This window comes from Bacillus sp. 007/AIA-02/001 (assembly GCF_004634455.1).
In the GTDB taxonomy this organism is placed as follows: domain Bacteria; phylum Bacillota; class Bacilli; order Bacillales; family Bacillaceae_G; genus Bacillus_A; species Bacillus_A cereus.
Genome location: NZ_SEIY01000003.1, coordinates 383,047 through 396,295, shown reverse-complemented (window position 1 = coordinate 396,295; position 13,249 = coordinate 383,047). Strand labels below are relative to the sequence as shown.

Here is a 13,249-nt window from a genome sequence, read left to right as displayed (position 1 = left end):
GGAAGAATTAGTGGTATAAATAACTTTATAGATAATAATCAAAATAGAGAAGACAGAATGTTCATGGATGGAATGGTTAAGGGGATTTTCCAATCTGTAATAAAAAACGGAGGTACTGAGAACGGTTTACAGATGTCTACTACATAAAATTTATAATGGATTGGGGGCAATTTTTATGTTTTGGTTAGGATGTTTTTTAGGATACATTGTAGGTTCTGTTATTACATGTGCGCTACTTTACTTTGGATATAGATCCAATGAAAATAAAAAAGCGGATATGCAAAAAGGGGAGGAGAGAAAAATCAATAAAAGAGGTGTATAGTAGGCGAAAGGTAAGGTGATAACATTGATGCAAAAATAAAGGACAGTTACATATTTTATATGATTACTATGTACTGTCCCGCTTATTCCTTTTGGATTAGGAAAAATTGTTTCCTGTCTTGCTATAAATTTCATAGGCGAAAAAACCAAATAAATAGCCTATTCCGGATCCTAAACTAATTGAAAGTAGTGAGAAATCTGGGGAAAACATGCCGAAAATCAAACCAATTATACAGCCGACAAGCATTCCTATAGGTATGAAAATGTCTAATAAGTTTTGAGCTTCTTTTAATTTTTTCTTTCCTAATGTTTCTTCTTTATATTGACGTTCCATTCTCTTCATTACAAATACTACAATTCCACCAACTATTACAATAGGTGCGAGTGCCGAAATGAACCACATGTTAGAAGCTCCTTCGTTTTTTAATTAAATTATACCATATATTAACATTTTAAATTTAAGCGGAGAGAAGGTCTTCTGCATTTCTTCTCCTTTTATTCATGACTAAAGTTAATAGGAGTAAAATTAAGCTTAAAAGTGCCATTATAATAAAAACTTGCGTATAACTATCAAAATAGTCACGAGCTATCCCAGCTAGGACAGGAATGAATCCGCCCATAATATATCCTCCTGATTGCATCATAGCAGTCCATGCACTTGCATCTTCTGAAGTTTTTGTTTCATATAGCGGCAGCATAAGAGCGAGTGGAAATACGCCGCCGAGCCCGATACCTAGTAAAATAGAAGGGATCCATGGTGTAGTTAGTGGGTAAATCATAAGCGATAAACCTACGATTACAAAGCATATACTCCCTAATAACCAAAGTGCTCTGTTTTTATAAATATCCGCTAATGTCGGAATTAAAAAGCTACATATCATTTGGATCACGGTAAAAACAGTTATAAGAGTACCTGCTTGCTCACTACTCACACCCATACTTTGATTTGCCGGCGCAAGCCAAGTCGTAATGGAATAAAAGATTCCTGATTGTAGCCCGAAAAGGATTGTAAATAACCATGCTTTTTTATTTCTTAAAGGCAATTTATTATTCTTTTTATTTTGTGTGCTCGTCTTCTTTTTTCGTTTCATAACAGGATACCAAAACATAATAGCGATAATAGTTAGTGCACCCCAAAAAGCGAGTGCCATATTCCAAGATCCTTTTAATACATGTTGTAAAGGGATTGTTAAACCTGCACTTAAAGAAGCGCCAGTTCCCATACCTACTGAATATATGCCAATCATTAAGCCAATTTTTGTAGGGAATTTTTCTTTAATAAAACCTGATAGTAAAGGACCTGCCAGTGCAATTCCAATACCGATAAATAAAGAACTCGCGAATAATGTGGAAATGGAAAAGGTAAAAGCTCTCATACATGTTGCCAAGCCGATTAAAATAAGACAAGTCATAATTGATTTTTCTGCCCCGTATTTTTTAATTACCTTCCCAGTCAGTAAGGCGAATGTCCCCATACAAAAAACAGGAATAGCTGTTAAAAAACTAACGGAAAAATTGCTTATATTTAAGTCTTGTCGGATTGTTTCTAATAAAGGTGAAACAGATGTAATTCCGATACGTAAATTAATGGAAACAAAAAATAGTGCTAGTATATACAAATAAGTTCGTTCTTGCTGTTTCAATTTCATTTTCTCCTTTCTTAAACATCAGATGTTATTGAGTATATCATCTGATGTTTTTGTGTAATAGATAAGGAGCTTATTTCAGCTCCAAATTTTGAACAGCGTATGTTCGCGCCTCTTCGGTATTTTGCTTTAAAATAGCTTGGAATAACTTTTCATGAATGCCAGAGTTGTCTTCATAGTTCGCTGTATGTAATATTAATTGACTTAAAATATGGCGAAGGGCAGGTACGAAAGATTGATACAAATCAAATAGAACTTCGTTTTTACTCGCCTTTGCAATGGCTAGATGAAACTGAATGTCTGCATCTATGTATGCTACATAATTTCCTTCTTGAAGGGCATTTTTTCTTTTATTCAAATGTCCTTTTAAATATAAAAGATCCTCTTCGCTTCGGCGTTGTGCCGCTAACATTGCTACTTCTTTATCTAACATATTTCGTGCTTCATACACATGATTTATATTAGCTGCTTGCAGTCTTTTTTCAAATGAATCTTGCGTTGTATTTAATGAGACAATACGAGTGCCTTGTCCTTGTCGAACTTCTAATACGCCAGCATGTACTAATATCTTTATACTCTCTCGCAGCGTTGAACGTCCTACCCCTAGCTCTTCCATTAATTGCGGCTCTGTAGGGAGGCGATCACCAACTTCATACTCGCCAGAAAAGATTTTCTCTTGTAGACGTTCCAATACTTCATCGACTAATTTTCGCCGAGAAACTTTTGAAAAGGATTTCTTTTCGTTCATATTCATCTGCTCATCTCCTGTTATATTCGTTTTTATGATAACCAATTTAAGTTGTGTTGACAATGTTATTTTTTAGGTAGTTGAAGCCGAGATACTAAAAGAGATTCTTTTATGGCATTCAATAACTCGTCAAAAAAACTTTCCCTTTCGTTTTCTCCGCAGATTGCACAACATCAACCGCCGTTTTCACATCCGCTAAGTCATATGTAGAATGTACTTTCATAAAACGTAATTGCTCATTTTCTACTAGACGAATTAAGTGACGAAACGTCTCCTGCCATTTATATGCTGACACATTTTTATTCCAATGTCGTAAATGAAATATGTTTGCGTGTACTTTTGCTTTTGTGACAATCTCGGCCCAGTTCACTTGTATTCCTGATAGAAGACCGATCGTTAAAAAATGCCCGTTTGGACGTAAGGAAAAAGCTAATTCATTTCCATCCGGTCCTCCGATAGAATCAATCGCAGCATCCGCACCAATCCCGTTTGTTAATTCCATAACAGTTTCATAAAGCGGGGCAGTGGAAGTATCAATTACATATGCAGCACCAAGGCGCAGTAATTCTTCTGTATGCTTATTATTTCTTGTAACGGCAATTAATCGGAAATTTAAAATTTGGGATAACTGCGCAAATAGATGTCCAATAGCGGACCCACAAGCATTCACTAATAAAACGTCATTACGCTGTAAGTTTAACGTTTCTGTACAAGTAACCCACGCCGTAAGGGGATTAATATACATTTGTGCCGCTGTGAAATCATCAATGGAATCAGGAATAGGGACTACAAAATCAGCTGATGTCTTCACATATTCTTGCCAAGTACCTTCCCCGCGTAAAGGTAACACTCGTTTACCGATAAGCTCTCGAGAAACAAAAGCGCCAACATTTTCTACAATACCAACACCTTCATAGCCAGGTATGTTAGGTAAAGGAATTCTATGAGCGTACGCTCCTGTGATGGGAATTAAGTCAGATGGATTAATCGGTCTAACTAGCATACGGACGAAAACTTCATTATCTTTCAGTGGTTCTATATTTTTATATTCAACTTGTAATACGTCTTTTGGATTGCCAAACTTATGAAATTGAATGCATGTTCCAATCAAAGTAATTTGCCCCCTTAGTTTGATTGGGTTTATTATAGCATTTTTAGTTTGGGTGGTTACTTTGTTAGTGATAAATAGGGTTTTTAATTTACGTATTTATCAGAATTTTATAAAATGTGTATATAACTATAAAATGGGGGGATTTCTTCATGTGTACTAGTTTGACGTTACAAACTAAAAATTTCCAACATCTTTTTGCGAGAACAATGGATTTCACATTAGATATGAATCAGGAAGTAATAATCATTCCTCGGCGTTATCAGTGGAACAATATAACTGGTGAAACTATCCGAGCGAAAAAGGCTGTTGTCGGAATGGGAATTAATCATGAAGGAAGGGTCATTATGGCGGACGGAGTAAATGAAGCTGGTATGACGTGTGCCACTCTCTATTTCCCGGGATTCGCTACTTATAGTAACAGTATAGATAACCATAAAACGAATTTAGCGCCATTTGATTTTGTGGCTTGGAGCCTCACGCAATTTAATTCTGTTGAAGAGTTAAAAAAATCTGTTGATAACATTTCCCTTATAGATATACCATTACCAGTTTTAGGAATTGCCCCACCGCTACATTGGATTTTAGCAGATAAATGGGGAGAGTGTATTGTACTTGAGCCGACAACTGATGGACTAAAAATGTATGACAATCCATTAGGAGTGATGACTAATAGTCCGGAGTTTAATTGGCATTTACAAAATTTAAGACAATATATTGGACTTAAATCGCAGCCATTTGCGCCAACGGAGTGGGGAGATGTACCATTAAGTGCTTTTGGCCAAGGTTCAGGAACGATGGGACTTCCTGGAGATTTTACCCCGCCATCAAGATTTGTGCGGGCAGCATATGGAAAACAAAACATTCAAGGTATAGAGAACGAAGAAGAGGGGATATCTGCTATTTTTCATATCTTATCAAATTGTGAGGTTCCTAAAGGGTCAGTAATAACAGAAGACGGAACATTAGATAATACCATCTATACGAGTGCAATGTGTATGGAATCTGGAACATATTATTACCATACTTACGATTGTAGACAAATTATAGCTATTCATTTATTCAATGAAAATTTAGATACAGCTGAGATTAAAACTTATCCGTTTCAGCGGAAACAAAAAATATTTTATGAAAACTGAAGCGCCCCTGGAAAAGTGAAACTAATAAAAACACCTCCATTTAATTTGCATACTTAGTATGCGAATTTAGGAGGTGTTTTTTATCATTTATCAATATTCAGGTTTACTTCTTGCTATTCTATTAAGCCGAAGCCTTCTTCATTCTCTCAAGTAAACTAGACAACACATGCGTACGATACGATTCTAGTTTTTTACCTTCATAAGTACGGATACCTAATTTTTTAAGTTCTTTTACATACCAACCTTTGCTTCCGAAATACATGTGATCGCTCCCCTTCAACTTTGTTTTATTTATTCTGATTGCATATGGAGGTACAGGTAATATAATGAAGGAAATGAATTTCGCGCGAAAATGGTTAACTTTGTTGCAAAAGACATATATACTAAAGATAGTATACAACGAGGTGGACAAGACGTGATTATAGAGAAGCACGAAATTCAAATTGACCAAATTACTAGCGGTAAAGTGAATATCTTTACTTTCTATCGAAATAGAAAGCAAATTGATGATCATTTTTTACGATTGCAAGAACCATCGCTTACAGCAAACTACTTCTTCCATTTTCATTTTGATGCAGAGAGCTTGCATCTACTGCAGAAAGAGTTTCCAAGCGTATATCCGTACGACGGTAGTGAAACAATTCACGACTGGACGGAAAAGATGAAAGCAGAATTGCAACATCAGATCCAAACAGGTAAATGGAATAAACGCGTACGTATCGGTAATCGTATTCTAGATGTGGTGTTTACGTGGTGTGACGAAGATATAGTAGAGTGAAAAAGAAGCGGATGACGCTTCTTTTTTTAGCGCTGGAATAAAACGAGCTTACCTGCAGTAGATGTACAGCGATGTGTTTTTTCATACAATCCTTTTTCTTGTAAGATAGATTCACCTTTTGCTTTCGCTTCTTTTTCAGTTGCCGCCTCGAATGATTCGTCTAATGCTTTTGAACCATCTTTTTCAAAGACTGTTAGAACGTATACTCCCATGAAAATTCCCTCCAATATTTAAAATCAGAATCTTATAATTATTTTGACATAAAATGCTACAATATGCAAAGAAATATATGACATTGCGTGGTAAAATAGAATGAAACTTTAATCATCGAGAATATTTTTATTCTCGGTGATTATTAGTTTTCAGCGATTTAAATTTTGATAAAATGAAACTTTTGAAAGATAGAAAGGATCGTTATTTGTGAAACAAGTAAAGTTTATACATGCGGCTGATTTGCATTTGGATAGTCCGTTTAAAGGGATGGAGATGAATGTTACGCAGTCTGTGTGGGAGAGAATGAAGCAGAGTACGTTTGAATCATTTGAGCGTATTGTTGATAAAGCGATTCAAGAGCGCGTTGATTTCGTATTACTAGCTGGGGATTTGTATGATGCGGAGACGAGAAGTTTGAGGGCGCAAGTGTTTGTGCGTGAGCAAATGAAGAGACTTTTGCAATACGATATCCCTGTTTTTATTATTCACGGTAACCATGATCATTTAGGGGGAAGCTGGGCAGCAATTGAGTTTTCGGAAAATGTTCATGTATTTACTGAGCCTTATGTAGAAGAGAAATCATTTTATAAAAATGGTGAATTGTTAGCTTCTATTTACGGGTTTAGTTATTTGCAGCAAGCGGTAACGGATAATATGACAGCGCAGTATACGAAAATGAGTGATGCGCCTTTTCATATTGGTATGCTTCACGGAAGTGTGGAAGGAGATGCAGAGCATAATCGCTATGCACCGTTTCAAATTCGTGAGTTGAAAGAAAAACAGTTTGATTATTGGGCTCTTGGCCATATACATAAACGTGAAATTTTATCAGAAGAACCATACATTATTTATCCAGGGAACATACAAGGTCGTCATCGTAAGGAAACAGGCGAGAAGGGTGCATACCTTATTGAACTTACGAAAAAAGGATCGCAGTGTTCATTTTTCCATACGGCAGATGTTGTATGGGACGAAATCGAGGTTGGTATTGATGGACTTGACACTGTTGATGAACTTATGACAAGCATATCTACTGCGATGAATGAATGCCGAAGAGAAGAGGAAGGTACGCTATTAACTGTCGTATTTACAGGACAAGGCCCACTTTCACCTTATTTGCGCGACGAAAAGCGTGTGGAAGAGATTTTTCACATTTTAGCATCTGGAGAAGAGCGAAAAGATTTCGTATATGCAATGAAGTGGAAAAATGAGACGGTTTCTTTTGCGGAAATCGAACGTTTGAAAGCGGAAAATCATTTCGTCGGTAGTGTGCTAAAGGAGTTAGAAGCTTTCACTAATATGGACGGAGTATTGCGCACTATTTGGACATCTCCTGTAGCGCGTAATAGTATTGAATCTTTTACAGAAGAAGAGAAGAAAGAGATTCAAAAGGAAGCAGAAAATATTATTTTAGAACAATTATTCCAGCAAGAGAGGGATAAAAAATGAGAATTGAAAAACTCCATATTTATGGGTACGGAAAATTAGAAAATGTGGAAATGGATCTTTCTTTGCTGACAGTGTTATACGGTGAAAATGAAGCGGGGAAATCGACAATTCGCTCATTTATGAAAAGTATTTTATTCGGTTTTCCGACGAGAGGACAGCGCCGTTATGAGCCGAAAGAAGGCGGGAAGTATGGCGGTGCGATGACTGTGGAAACAGAGAAGTACGGCCGTTTGAAAATTGAACGGTTGCCAAAGACGGCAGCTGGCGAGGTGACCGTTTATTTTGAAGACGGGAAAACGGGCGGAGAAGAAATTTTAAACGATATATTAAGCGGGATGAATGAAAGTTTATTTGAATCTGTCTTTTCATTTGATATGCATGGCCTTCAAAACATTCATCAGCTTGGCGAAGCAGATATTGGCAATTATTTATTTTCGGCAAGTGCAGTCGGAAGTGATGCGCTATTGCAGTTAGATAAAAAGCTAGAAAAAGAAATGGACCAGCGCTTTAAGCCGAGTGGTCGTAAACCAGAAATTAACGTGTCATTGCAAGAGATGAAGAAACTTGAAGAGAAGATGAAAGAGTGGCAAGGGAAAATCGGCACGTATGAAAAACAGGTCGAGCAGTTAAAAGAAAGCGAAGAGAAGCTTGCTTCTGTTCGCGGGGAAAAAGAGAGTGCAGAAAAAAGAAAGCAAGATTATGAAATATTAGCAGCGCTTGAGCCACTCGTTATTGAAAAGCGTGCGCATGAGAAAGTATTAGAGAACGAGAGCGGGCAGTTTCCTGTAAACGGAATGGCGCGTTATGAAGCAATTAAGGCGAAGATGGAGCCGCTTCAATTACAAGTTGATTCGCTCCACAAGAAAATTGAGACAGTGCAATCGGAAATTGCCTCGATTCAAATAGATGAAGAGTTTTTACAAAAAGAAAGTTATGTAGAAGAACTTCGTATGCAGCATATGTCTTACGAAAATGCACGCCAAGAAATGCGTGATATGACAGGAAGTATTACGAATATAAAAGAAGAAATCGCAGAACTAGAACAACAAATTGGTGCTACTTTTGAAAAGGAAACAGTTCTTTCATTTGATATGAGTTTGGCAACGAAAGAGTTAATTACGCAAACAGTGCAAAAGGCGCGCGAATTAGAAACGCAAAAAGCACAGCTCGATGATCGTTTTAAAGTAGCGCAGGAGCAATTAGAAGAACAAGAAGAAAATATAAGACAGATTAAGCAACAAATGTTAGCGGATGAAGAGCGAAATGCGTTAGCTGAGAAAGAGAAGTCGTTCCAAGATGCGGCGTTTATCGGTATGGGCGCAGAGAGAATGAAGCGCAAGTACGAGGAAAAAGCAGGAGCGGCTATGCAAAAGAAAAAGCAGTGGCAAAGAGTTTGTCTTCTGTTACTCCTTATTAATACAGGCATTTTATTCACGAGCTTATTTATAGACAATCGCCCGCTTTTATTTATTAGTGTCATCGTATTTGTAGGGATTGTTCTCGCCCTTGTTTTATATAAAGATCCATCAAGTGGATTACAAGAAGAGCTCCTTACACTTCAGCAAAGTGCCGGCGGGAGACAAAGTGAAGAAGCGATGTCTGTTCGCTATCAGTTAGAAAAAGATGAAGAGATACGTAAATTATTTGAGCGTGAGTCTTATAAGTTACAGCAGTTGGAACGAGCGTATGATAAAGTCGTTTCATCGTATGAGGAATGGGAGAGAGAAACGTTCCAGGCGGGAGAACAAGTCGATGCATATAAAACGCGCTATATGTTTCCTGAATTTTATACGTATGCACACATATTGCCGGCGTTTGAGCGTATTGAAAAAATGCAGCAATTATATCGGGAGTTAGAGAAGCAAGGTACACGAAAATCTTCATTATATGAAATGATTTCGCAATTTGAACATAAACTAGAAACTGTTATCGGTAGTGCGGAGTATAGTAAGCTACACGAGGCACAAAGCCGTATGCAAAATGAGAAAGAGAAGCGCCAAACTTGTAAGCAGTTAAAAGAAAAACTGGCGGAATGGCAAGAAGAATATGAGTTTATGCAAGAACAATTAAAGCAATTACTAATAGAACGAGATGGTTTATGGCATATTGCAGAGTCTACAGATGAAGAGATGTTTTTAGAAGCAGGTAAACTGGCGGAAAAACGTGAGGATGCAGAAAAACAAGTGGGGCGTTTATTACCGCAAATTGATCTGTTGGAACAGCGTTTAACGAGTTTATCATTAGCTGAACATTATGAAGCTGACGGTTATGAAGGAAAATTAAAGCAAGAAATTACAACTGTCCAAAACTGTCTTACGAAAGAGAAAGAACTGACAGAGCGTATTGCGAAACATCGTATGGAAATTGCGAATTTAGAAGAAGGTAGTACGTACGGCGATTTAATGCATGAATGGGAAATGAAAAAAGCGCAAGTGCGTGAACAAGTGAAGAAGTGGGCTGCTTATGCGGCCGCAAAGACAGTGTTAACGAAAACGAAGCACTATTATCATGAAGTTCATCTTCCTCGTATTTTACAAAAATCAGAAGAGTATTTCGTCTATTTAACAGGCGGACGCTATAGTAAAATCTTTTCACCGTCAGAGGCAGAACCGTTTATCGTTGAACGTAACGACGGTATGCGTTTTTACAGTCATGAACTAAGCCAAGCGACAGCGGAGCAGTTATATTTATCGCTGAGATTTGCACTCGCGAAAACATTCGAACATGATTATCCATTTATTATTGATGATAGTTTCGTGCATTTTGATGCGGTAAGGACGAATCGAACGATTGAACTTATAAAGGAAATTGCAAAGGATAGACAAGTCATATTCTTTACATGTCATGCGCATTTACTTGCGTATTTTCCAGAAAAACAGATTATAAAATTAACACATATGCGTAAAGAAAATGAGTTGTAGTGTGCTATACTAAAAGTAACTGATTTGGTGGAGGAATTCGAATGAAAAAGAAAATTGCAGAGTATGAAGTTGGTGAACAAGTCGATATTTTCTTGTTAATTAAAACAGCGACAAAAGGTATCGCAAGCAATGGAAAGCCATTTTTAACAGTAATCTTACAAGATCCAAGTGGAGACATTGAAGCGAAGCTATGGGACGTATCACCAGAAGTTGAGAAACAATATGTAGCGGAAACAATCGTGAAAGTAGCTGGTGATATTTTAAACTACAAAGGACGTATTCAATTACGTGTGAAACAAATTCGTGTTGCGAATGAAAATGAAGTAACAGATATCTCAGACTTCGTAGAAAAAGCACCAGTGAAAAAAGAAGATATGGTTGAGAAAATTACGCAATACATATTTGAAATGAGAAACCCGAACATTCAGCGTCTAACAAGACATTTATTAAATAAGCATCAAAACGAATTTTTAGACTATCCAGCAGCGACAAAGAACCATCACGAGTTCGTATCTGGACTAGCTTATCACGTCGTATCAATGCTTGATTTAGCGAAAGCTATCTCAAATCTATACCCATCGTTAGATAAAGACTTACTATATGCAGGCGTTATTTTACATGACCTTGGTAAAGTAATCGAACTATCTGGCCCAATTTCTACAACGTATACGTTAGAAGGAAATTTACTAGGCCACATTTCTATTATGGTGAACGAAATTGGTAAAGCAGCAGACGAATTGCAAATCGATGCAGAAGAAGTATTAATTCTTCAACACATCGTCCTTTCTCACCACGGAAAAGCAGAATGGGGTAGCCCAAAACCACCATTAGTAAAAGAAGCAGAAATTCTGCATTACATCGATAACTTAGATGCAAAAATGAACATGATGGACCGCGCATTAGGACGCACAAAACCAGGCGAATACACAGAGCGTGTCTTTGCACTTGATAATCGTTCGTTCTATAAACCGACGTTCCATAATTAATAGTGTGAATAAAGTGGCCTCATTAAGTGTTAATACGCTTAGTGGGGCTGTTGTATAATGATAATAAAGTTATTGAATTTTGATTATTAAAAAGCTAAGAGCCTTACTACATTCTACGTAGCAAGGCTCTTTAAAGTTGTTTCAAATTACATCCATCTGTTCGTTCAAGTGTAACTATTCGCAATTATTTGATATTATATAGGTGAATAGAAAGATACATTAAAAATTAGTTTCGTAGTTGTAAAAGGAGGTTATTTATATTATTCTTTTATAATTTTCCAAAAGGGAGAGTTTATGAAAAAGATTATTGTTTTTGTATTAACGATATTTATATTATTCTCAGGATTCGCAACACAAAGTTATGCGTTGTCAGATTCGCAATCTGCGGCAATACAAGCGTTGCTAGATGATGCCTGTCGTATATCAGGTGTGCCGGGAATGTCAATCTCAATACTTGCTGATGATGAAGTGTTCTACTTTTCTTCAGGGTATGCAGACCGTGAAAAGGGGTTGTCTGCAAGTGAAAATACACTCTATGAGTTAGCCTCGGTCAGTAAAGCTTTTACCGGTATGGGTATTATGCTATTGGAAGAGCAAGGGCTGCTCTCAATGACTGACCCTGTCCAAAAATATTTACCTTGGTTTACATTAAAGTATCAAGGGAAACCTGTTGATATGCAAAGTCTTACACTAAATAACTTTCTTCACCATACCAGTGGTCTAATAAATATTAGGCATACTCAAAATATTCCACAAGGCAATACACCGGATATGTTGCAAAAGACTGTGGAAATGCTCGTTGATGCTGAATTGGCGTTCCCTCCCGGTGAACAGTATAACTATGGAACCGTTAATTATGACGTATTGGGTTTGGTTATTGAGATTGTGTCGCGACAAAGCTATGAAGACTTTATGAAGGAACAGGTATTTCAGCCGCTAGGTCTTCACCAGACGTATGTTTATAAAGAAGATGCTCAAGCTACTGGACAGTTGGCACAGGGCTACCGTTCTTCCTTTTTTATGACAACTCCATTTAAAGCTCCGGATTATGCTGGGAATAAACCCGCAGGCTACATCATTTCTAATACAAAAGATATGGCTCGTTGGCTGGGCATACAGATGGGTATCGTGCAGGACATACCCGAAATATTTCACACGGTTATCGAAAAATCACATAGGGGTGATATGTCTGTTTCGGCTGTCAACGGTATGTATTATGCGGCAGGTTGGTCCGTAAATGCCGAACAAACGATTATAGAACACACTGGGGGCAATCCAAATTTCAGAACCGAAGTAGTCATACTGCCAAATGAACGAACAGCCGTCTCCTTGCTGAGCAACGGCACAAATACCAATACAAACATGGTACTAAAAGTTAAAGATATATTAGAAGGCAATCTAACTCAGTCATATGAAATAAGCGGCACACAGCTTTTGGATATCATTTTGTCGTCTATCACAATTATTTTTTGCCTATTGGCCGTTTTGCTATTTCTCTTAGGATTACGCAGAAGGAGAACGAATGAGCGACAGCCAATGACAAAAAAGAGAATAACCGTAACAGTTATTTTCCTGATCGCTACGATTGCTCTGGGTATACTGTGCTGCGCTTTCGATTGGTCAACAATACTTATGTGGCAAACATATAGTGTTCTTACAGCTTTGATTTCGTCAGCATTATTAACAGCAAGCATTACATGGTTTGTATACACTCACCGATAAAATACCTTGCTCCTAAGATAAGCATAATGTTAAGTCATTAAAGTCCGATTGGTGAGGGTTGATAATCAGTGGGGGGTGAAGAAAACCCCCACTGATTAAAGTTTCACTTTATTAAAAATGAAATAAAATAGTTAAGAAGTACGCATGGGTGTAACGAAGAACTAATAAAACATATCTTGCCACTAGAATGGGGGCATATCAACTTTTAAATTGAGTAC

13 protein-coding genes are annotated in these 13,249 nt (G+C 37.3%); 7 read left to right on the top strand and 6 right to left on the bottom strand.

All coding sequences use genetic code 11. The annotated features are described in order from the left end of the window. The first annotated feature begins 175 nt into the window (after positions 1 to 175). On the top strand, positions 176 to 322 hold the full coding sequence (locus ES895_RS29255; RefSeq protein ID WP_000498632.1) for a hypothetical protein: 147 nt from the start codon (positions 176 to 178) through the stop codon (positions 320 to 322). Positions 323 to 418: 96 nt separating this feature from the next. Here the strand turns inward: ES895_RS29255 and ES895_RS11255 are convergent, their stop codons facing one another. From ES895_RS11255 to ES895_RS11240, 4 genes are all read right to left on the bottom strand, one after another. Further along, on the bottom strand, positions 419 to 724 hold the full coding sequence (locus tag ES895_RS11255) for a hypothetical protein (RefSeq protein ID WP_000264242.1): 306 nt from the start codon (positions 722 to 724) through the stop codon (positions 419 to 421). A gap of 55 nt (positions 725 to 779) precedes the next feature. Continuing rightward, positions 780 to 1,970, bottom strand: coding sequence for an MFS transporter (locus ES895_RS11250; protein WP_097814078.1), 1,191 nt, complete (start codon positions 1,968 to 1,970; stop codon positions 780 to 782). A 70-nt stretch (positions 1,971 to 2,040) separates the two neighbouring features. After that, the gene (locus tag ES895_RS11245; RefSeq protein WP_001056899.1) at positions 2,041 to 2,721 is read right to left on the bottom strand and encodes a FadR/GntR family transcriptional regulator; all 681 of its coding nucleotides are present in this window, start codon (positions 2,719 to 2,721) and stop codon (positions 2,041 to 2,043) included. 112 nt (positions 2,722 to 2,833) lie between these two features. Continuing rightward, the gene (locus ES895_RS11240; RefSeq protein ID WP_135238346.1) at positions 2,834 to 3,826 is read right to left on the bottom strand and encodes a zinc-dependent alcohol dehydrogenase family protein; all 993 of its coding nucleotides are present in this window, start codon (positions 3,824 to 3,826) and stop codon (positions 2,834 to 2,836) included. A 149-nt stretch (positions 3,827 to 3,975) separates the two neighbouring features. Between ES895_RS11240 and bsh the strand changes: the two genes are divergently transcribed. Continuing rightward, positions 3,976 to 4,962 carry a choloylglycine hydrolase gene (bsh, locus tag ES895_RS11235; protein WP_000337591.1) on the top strand — a complete coding sequence of 329 codons (987 nt, stop codon included), beginning with the start codon at positions 3,976 to 3,978 and terminating at the stop codon, positions 4,960 to 4,962. Between the two features lie 121 nt (positions 4,963 to 5,083). Here the strand turns inward: bsh and ES895_RS11230 are convergent, their stop codons facing one another. Further along, positions 5,084 to 5,224, bottom strand: a complete 141-nt coding sequence (locus ES895_RS11230; RefSeq protein WP_000273536.1) for a YflJ family protein — start codon at positions 5,222 to 5,224, stop codon at positions 5,084 to 5,086. 153 nt (positions 5,225 to 5,377) lie between these two features. Between ES895_RS11230 and ES895_RS11225 the strand changes: the two genes are divergently transcribed. Then, entirely contained in the window at positions 5,378 to 5,740 is a 363-nt protein-coding gene (locus ES895_RS11225; protein ID WP_000582785.1) for a hypothetical protein, read from the top strand. Between the two features lie 26 nt (positions 5,741 to 5,766). Here the strand turns inward: ES895_RS11225 and ES895_RS11220 are convergent, their stop codons facing one another. Further along, complete coding sequence (locus tag ES895_RS11220) at positions 5,767 to 5,952, bottom strand: YhzD family protein (RefSeq protein WP_000539552.1); 186 nt, start codon at positions 5,950 to 5,952, stop codon at positions 5,767 to 5,769. Positions 5,953 to 6,160: 208 nt separating this feature from the next. Between ES895_RS11220 and ES895_RS11215 the strand changes: the two genes are divergently transcribed. The 4 genes from ES895_RS11215 to ES895_RS11200 all read left to right on the top strand — a co-directional run bounded on the left by ES895_RS11215 (position 6,161) and on the right by ES895_RS11200 (position 13,031). Continuing rightward, a complete protein-coding gene (locus ES895_RS11215; RefSeq protein WP_135238345.1) occupies positions 6,161 to 7,402 on the top strand; it encodes a metallophosphoesterase family protein in 1,242 nt (413 codons plus the stop codon). Then, complete coding sequence (locus ES895_RS11210) at positions 7,399 to 10,323, top strand: ATP-binding protein (RefSeq protein ID WP_135238344.1); 2,925 nt, start codon at positions 7,399 to 7,401, stop codon at positions 10,321 to 10,323. The genes ES895_RS11215 and ES895_RS11210 overlap by 4 nt, the downstream gene beginning before the upstream one ends. Positions 10,324 to 10,364: 41 nt before the next feature. Next, positions 10,365 to 11,309, top strand: coding sequence for a 3'-5' exoribonuclease YhaM (gene yhaM, locus ES895_RS11205; protein ID WP_000726639.1), 945 nt, complete (start codon positions 10,365 to 10,367; stop codon positions 11,307 to 11,309). 294 nt (positions 11,310 to 11,603) lie between these two features. Further along, positions 11,604 to 13,031: a serine hydrolase domain-containing protein gene (locus ES895_RS11200; RefSeq protein ID WP_000720971.1), complete on the top strand. Its 1,428-nt coding sequence runs from the start codon at positions 11,604 to 11,606 to the stop codon at positions 13,029 to 13,031. Positions 13,032 to 13,249: the final 218 nt, after the last annotated feature.

Bases quoted from the DNA above. Each gene is read 5' to 3' on its own strand.
- ES895_RS29255 (WP_000498632.1), top strand. From the start codon at position 176: ATGTTTTGGTTAGGATGTTTTTTAGGATACATTGTAGGTTCTGTTATT.
- ES895_RS11200 (WP_000720971.1), top strand. From the start codon at position 11,604: ATGAAAAAGATTATTGTTTTTGTATTAACGATATTTATATTATTCTCA.
- ES895_RS11250 (WP_097814078.1), bottom strand. From the start codon at position 1,970: ATGAAATTGAAACAGCAAGAACGAACTTATTTGTATATACTAGCACTA.
- ES895_RS11210 (WP_135238344.1), top strand. From the start codon at position 7,399: ATGAGAATTGAAAAACTCCATATTTATGGGTACGGAAAATTAGAAAAT.
- ES895_RS11245 (WP_001056899.1), bottom strand. From the start codon at position 2,721: ATGAATATGAACGAAAAGAAATCCTTTTCAAAAGTTTCTCGGCGAAAA.
- ES895_RS11230 (WP_000273536.1), bottom strand. From the start codon at position 5,224: ATGTATTTCGGAAGCAAAGGTTGGTATGTAAAAGAACTTAAAAAATTA.
- bsh (WP_000337591.1), top strand. From the start codon at position 3,976: ATGTGTACTAGTTTGACGTTACAAACTAAAAATTTCCAACATCTTTTT.
- ES895_RS11220 (WP_000539552.1), bottom strand. From the start codon at position 5,952: ATGGGAGTATACGTTCTAACAGTCTTTGAAAAAGATGGTTCAAAAGCA.
- ES895_RS11255 (WP_000264242.1), bottom strand. From the start codon at position 724: ATGTGGTTCATTTCGGCACTCGCACCTATTGTAATAGTTGGTGGAATT.
- yhaM (WP_000726639.1), top strand. From the start codon at position 10,365: ATGAAAAAGAAAATTGCAGAGTATGAAGTTGGTGAACAAGTCGATATT.